Source organism: Armatimonas sp. (genome assembly GCF_043760365.1).
Lineage (GTDB): Bacteria > Armatimonadota > Armatimonadia > Armatimonadales > Armatimonadaceae > Armatimonas.
The window spans coordinates 1-4,410 of record NZ_JAYUPA010000554.1; the positions used below are offsets into that span (position 1 = coordinate 1).

The window sequence follows — 4,410 nt, forward strand, 5'->3', positions numbered from 1 at the left end:
GCGAGTTGGTTCCCAGAGTGGTGTGCCGTCGGCGAGGAAGCGATCCGGTGGCTCAAAGACAGTGAGAGTGTCCTCGCTCTGGCTTAGAGCAAGCATCTGCGCCTCTCCCGAGGTCAGTGTCGCACGCCAGGTTCCTTCGAAAGCGAAGCCCAGTGTGAGCTGTGCTTTCCCCTGTGCATCGGTGTGCGCCTGTCGCTGGAGAGAGTCATGGCAAGGGAGAGAGCTGCCATCGGGAAGCCGCCGCCAGCCGGTGAGCTGGAGCTGAACACGCAGTGCTTTTTTGGCAAGAGGGCGACCCGCCCGGTCTTGCACAAAGAGCGTTACGGAATCCATCCGAGGGTGAGCCGTGCCCCGCCCCGCTCTAGCCGTGCGGTCGCGAAGGCCTGCGGGGCGAGCGTGGTTGAAACGAAGAGTGTCAGGCGGTTGAGAGGCGTGGGACCCGGCTGGCTCGCGTCGCGCCGACGGCGCTGCTCCGCTTCCAGGGCTACGGACAGGTGCGCACTAGCCTTGTAGTCCGTGCGGACAAAGAGGACGGAGGCATTGGGGCCTGCGGGATGGCCTAGGGGAGAGTCGCCCTGGTTCCACCAGTTGGCCTGCGCTTCGCTACGGTAGGTGCGGCGGTTGGTATCGAGCGCCTCCACACGCCAGGCAAGTGGGCCGCGCACGCCTGCAGCCCCGAGAAGTAGCCCCGTGCGCTGGGGTGTCGTCTCGACGCCGCCGAGAAACGCGGGGGCCTTGATATCATCAAGAAGGTACTCGGTGAAGAAGTGTGTCCCGTCTTTTTGGCGGTATGCGATACTCAGATCGGCCATGTAGTTGAGCCAGAGCGAATTTTTATAAGCGGCTGAGCGTGGCAGCCCGAGCCAGCGCCCACTTCCCAGAGCGCTCCAGTCGTGCTCATAAACATACCAGGGAAGTGTGGCGGCAAACACGGGATCAGGGAGGCGTAGCGCCTTAATTGCCTCGCCCGCGGAGATCTCCCACGGGCCGCGATTCTGGAAGGTCAGACGCCGCCCGGCCAAGTGGCGGCGCGTCCCGCTAGCGGTGTCTTTAGGCGCACTGAGATCCTCGGGCTCGAAGTACTGGCCGTAGAACTGCTCGAAGGTGATACTGCCAAAACGCTTGCTCACCCCAACACGATCCAGGGGGGGAGCGGAGTCGGAGAAGAGCATGCCCCCGGTCCAGCCCGGCCCCCAGCGCAGCGGCTTGCGCCCCGCCGAGAGCTCCCAGCCCCGCCAGCTCGTGCTTAGCTCCGCCGCCGTGATGCCGTTTTTCGTGGCCTGCACCTGCCAGCCCGGCCCAGCGGCAAAGCCACGCGGTGCATTACCCAGAACGATAATCTCGGTTTTAGGGGGAAGTTTTTCTAGCAGGGGAGCCAGCTCGCGGCGGGTGAAGAGGCGGTCGCCACGGAGAAAGTCTACGGGCTGCCAGCCAGGGAGCAAACCGAGTCGTGCGGCGGCGGCAAGCCGTGCGTAGAGCGGGTCACCCGGAGCCACAATCTCATCGGTGAGGGCAGGAGGGGTCATCGGCGGACAGTGGTTCCTGCAACAAAGACGGTCTCCACCGTGGGGACTTCCCCGCGTGCCACCCGAAGGATCTCCGCGCGGAGGGTGTCACGCTCGCCCTCACAAGCCAGGCGAATAAGCCGATCCACCACAGTCGTGAGCAGCGGCGAGGTGGTTCCGCTCTCACTCACGGAGATCTTGGCATGGGCCGTGGGGCAGCGCGCCTCACTGGCGTAGAGAAGCTCCTCGTTGATTTTCTCACCGGGGCGTACACCCGTGAACTCGATCTTGATGTCCACATCGGGTCGCAGGCCAGAGAGCCGGATGAGATCGCGTGCAAGATCTAGTATTCGGACGGGCTCGCCCATGTCGAGCAAGAAAGTCTCGCCGTGCTTGCCCATCGCCCCCGCCTGAAGAATGAGCTGAACCGCTTCGGGGATGGTCATGAAGTAGCGAGTCATCTGTGGATCCGTGACCGTGATGGGGCCGCCCCGTGCGATTTGCTTCTGCATGGTCGGCACGACTGAGCCACGTGAGCCCAGCACATTGCCAAAGCGGACCACGGCAAACTCAGTGCCCAGATGCTGTCGGGAGAGGCTAGAGACGATCTGCTCGCCGATGCGCTTGGTCGCGCCCATGACACTCTCCGGATTGACGGCCTTGTCGGTGGAGACGTAGACAAACTTGCGAACCCCACACGCGGCGGCGACCTCGGCGATATTGCGCGTGCCTAAAACATTGTTCTTCACTGCCTCGCTGGGGCTGGCTTCCATCAGTGGGACATGCTTGTGCGCGGCGGCATGAAAGACAACCGTGGGGCGCTCCGCGAGAAAGACTTCCTCTAACCGATCCCTATCTTTCACATCCGCGATAATGGCGATGGGCGCGATCCCAAACTCACGGATCAGCTCCTGCTCAATCTCAAAGATCGAGTTCTCCCCACGGCCAAGCAAGAGCAGACGCGCCGGGTTGAGCCCCGCGATCTGACGACAGAGCTCGCTGCCGATACTGCCCCCCGCGCCCGTGACTAAGACGCGCTGACCGCTCAGATACCCTGCCAGCTCCGCCAGATCGGTCTGGACAGGCTCGCGGCGCAGGAGATCCTCGATCTTGACGGCGCGGATGGAGGTGAGGCGCGAGATTCCCGTGGCACTGCTGCCCTCGATCAGATCCGTAATGTCCGGCACGAGGCAGAGGCGGGCGGGCACGGCCTCGCAGCGGGCGACAATATCACGGATGGTTTTTCCCGCCGCACTGGGAATCGCGATCAGAATTACCTCAACCCCGATTTTTTGCGCGAGGGCGGGAATGTCCTGCGTGGTTCCCAGGACAGGTAGGCCATGGATGCGTGTGCCTCGGCGCTTGGGTTCATCGTCCACAAAGCCCACGGGGACAATACCCTCGGCGGAGCGACGTAGAAGCTCACGGGCGACTGTCTCGCCCGCATCCCCCGCCCCGACGATCAGAGCGCGCTGGCTGGGAAGCGTCGGCGTTTCCAAGCTCTTGTCCGACCAGAGTCGGTAGCCGATACGCACTCCTGAGAGTAGGCAGATAGTCAGCACCCAGTCTATGATCTGCATCCCCCAGGAATAGACCCAGGGCGCACCGTCGCCGAGTATTCTCAGAAAGCCATAGAACACCACGCTCGAGAGCGTCGTCGCCCCCGCCACGGTCTTGAGATCATGCACCGACATGTAGCGCCAGCGAATACGATAAAGCCGGAAAAGCCCGAAAGCCACTACTCGTAGCACTACCAGCACGGGCAGTGTCACCAGAACGGTTTGTAGGGAGGCGTTGTCCGAGCGAAGACTCGAGGAACCGTGCTTGAGCAGAAACGATGCCAGATTTGCCGCACTCACCAGCGCGGCATCTATCAGTATCTGCCCGACAATCCGTCGGCTAATGGGAGGCAATGGCATTTGTTTTAGAGGAAATTCCGGGTTATTCTACCACTAATGTCACGGGAAAAGACTTCACCGACGGAAGTCTGATCGAGCTGGGCTATAGCTACCGTTCCGGCACACAGGGAGTGCATCCCAGTGGCGTGGCTCTGGGGCTAGGGTGACGATTTTAGTCACGCATGCAGGAATAAACTTTGGCTTTGCCGAATCGTCTTAGTGAATAAAATCAAACACTACTGTTTGGGAGGTTTTTATCATGATTCGTTCTCTTACCCGCGTCGCTCTGAGCGGCGTTGCCTTAGCGCTGATGGTCAGCGGTGCACAGGCCAAGCCCCCGTTTGCTGAAAAAGAAGGCAAGAAGTGTAACTATTGCCATGCGCCTGCTCCACCCAAGCTGGGCTACCGTGCGCTCTACTACAAGATGCACAATCTTAGCTTCGAGAGTTTTGATGATGCCGCTGAGGCCAAGAAGGCGGGAGTGGACGTCGGCCCTGACCCGGAGCCCAAGCCCAAGAGCTGGACTGCCCCCAAGTCTGCCGAACCCGAGAAGCCCGCTCCCAAGGCACCTGAAGCACCCAAAGGTCCTAGTGTTGCTGAGCTGAAGAAAAAGTCCGATGCTACCTCCGCCGCGCTCGCCAAGAAGCCCAAGGATGCCAAGCTGAAGCTTGCCGCCGCGCAAGCAATGGCTGGGCTGGGCCACGGCCAGATGCTCGACCAGAGCGTCCCGCCGCGTGTGCGCTACCCGCAGGCTCTCGCGACTCTGCGCAAGGCGAAGGCACTTGATCCTAAGAATAAGATCGCTCTTGAGGACATCAAGGCCATCGAGGATGCCTACACCAGCATGGGAATGAAGATTCCTAAGTAGTTTTTGCTTTGACCCACCCCCTAGCCCCCGCCTGGCGGGGGAATCTCAGGGGGTGGGTATTTGTTTTTTTATGGACGAGGAGCTGCCCGCCGCCGTGGGCTTCGACGTGCTCACCATCCCGGCGCTCTTGCTGTTTCGC

General features: G+C 61.4%; 5 protein-coding genes. 2 read left to right on the forward strand and 3 right to left on the reverse strand.

The genetic code is table 11. The annotated features are described in order from the left end of the window. From ACH2EH_RS12720 to ACH2EH_RS12730, 3 genes are all read right to left on the reverse strand, one after another. Positions 1-333, reverse strand: a 333-nt coding sequence (locus ACH2EH_RS12720) for a hypothetical protein (RefSeq protein ID WP_395142208.1), incomplete at its 3' end; no start/stop codon positions are given. After that, positions 321-1,526, reverse strand: coding sequence for a hypothetical protein (locus tag ACH2EH_RS12725; RefSeq protein WP_395142210.1), 1,206 nt, complete (start codon positions 1,524-1,526; stop codon positions 321-323). The genes ACH2EH_RS12720 and ACH2EH_RS12725, both read right to left, overlap by 13 nt. Further along, on the reverse strand, positions 1,523-3,424 hold the full coding sequence (locus ACH2EH_RS12730) for a polysaccharide biosynthesis protein (RefSeq protein ID WP_395142213.1): 1,902 nt from the start codon (positions 3,422-3,424) through the stop codon (positions 1,523-1,525). Before ACH2EH_RS12730 ends, ACH2EH_RS12725 begins: the two co-directional genes overlap by 4 nt. Here ACH2EH_RS12730 and ACH2EH_RS12735 point away from each other — a divergent pair. Both ACH2EH_RS12735 and ACH2EH_RS12740 read left to right on the forward strand, forming a co-directional pair. Further along, positions 3,418-3,570: a hypothetical protein gene (locus ACH2EH_RS12735; RefSeq protein WP_395142215.1), complete on the forward strand. Its 153-nt coding sequence runs from the start codon at positions 3,418-3,420 to the stop codon at positions 3,568-3,570. The two genes, ACH2EH_RS12730 and ACH2EH_RS12735, sit on opposite strands and share 7 nt — an antisense overlap. A 92-nt stretch (positions 3,571-3,662) precedes the next feature. Then, positions 3,663-4,271, forward strand: coding sequence for a hypothetical protein (locus ACH2EH_RS12740; protein ID WP_395142217.1), 609 nt, complete (start codon positions 3,663-3,665; stop codon positions 4,269-4,271). Positions 4,272-4,410 lie beyond the last annotated feature (139 nt).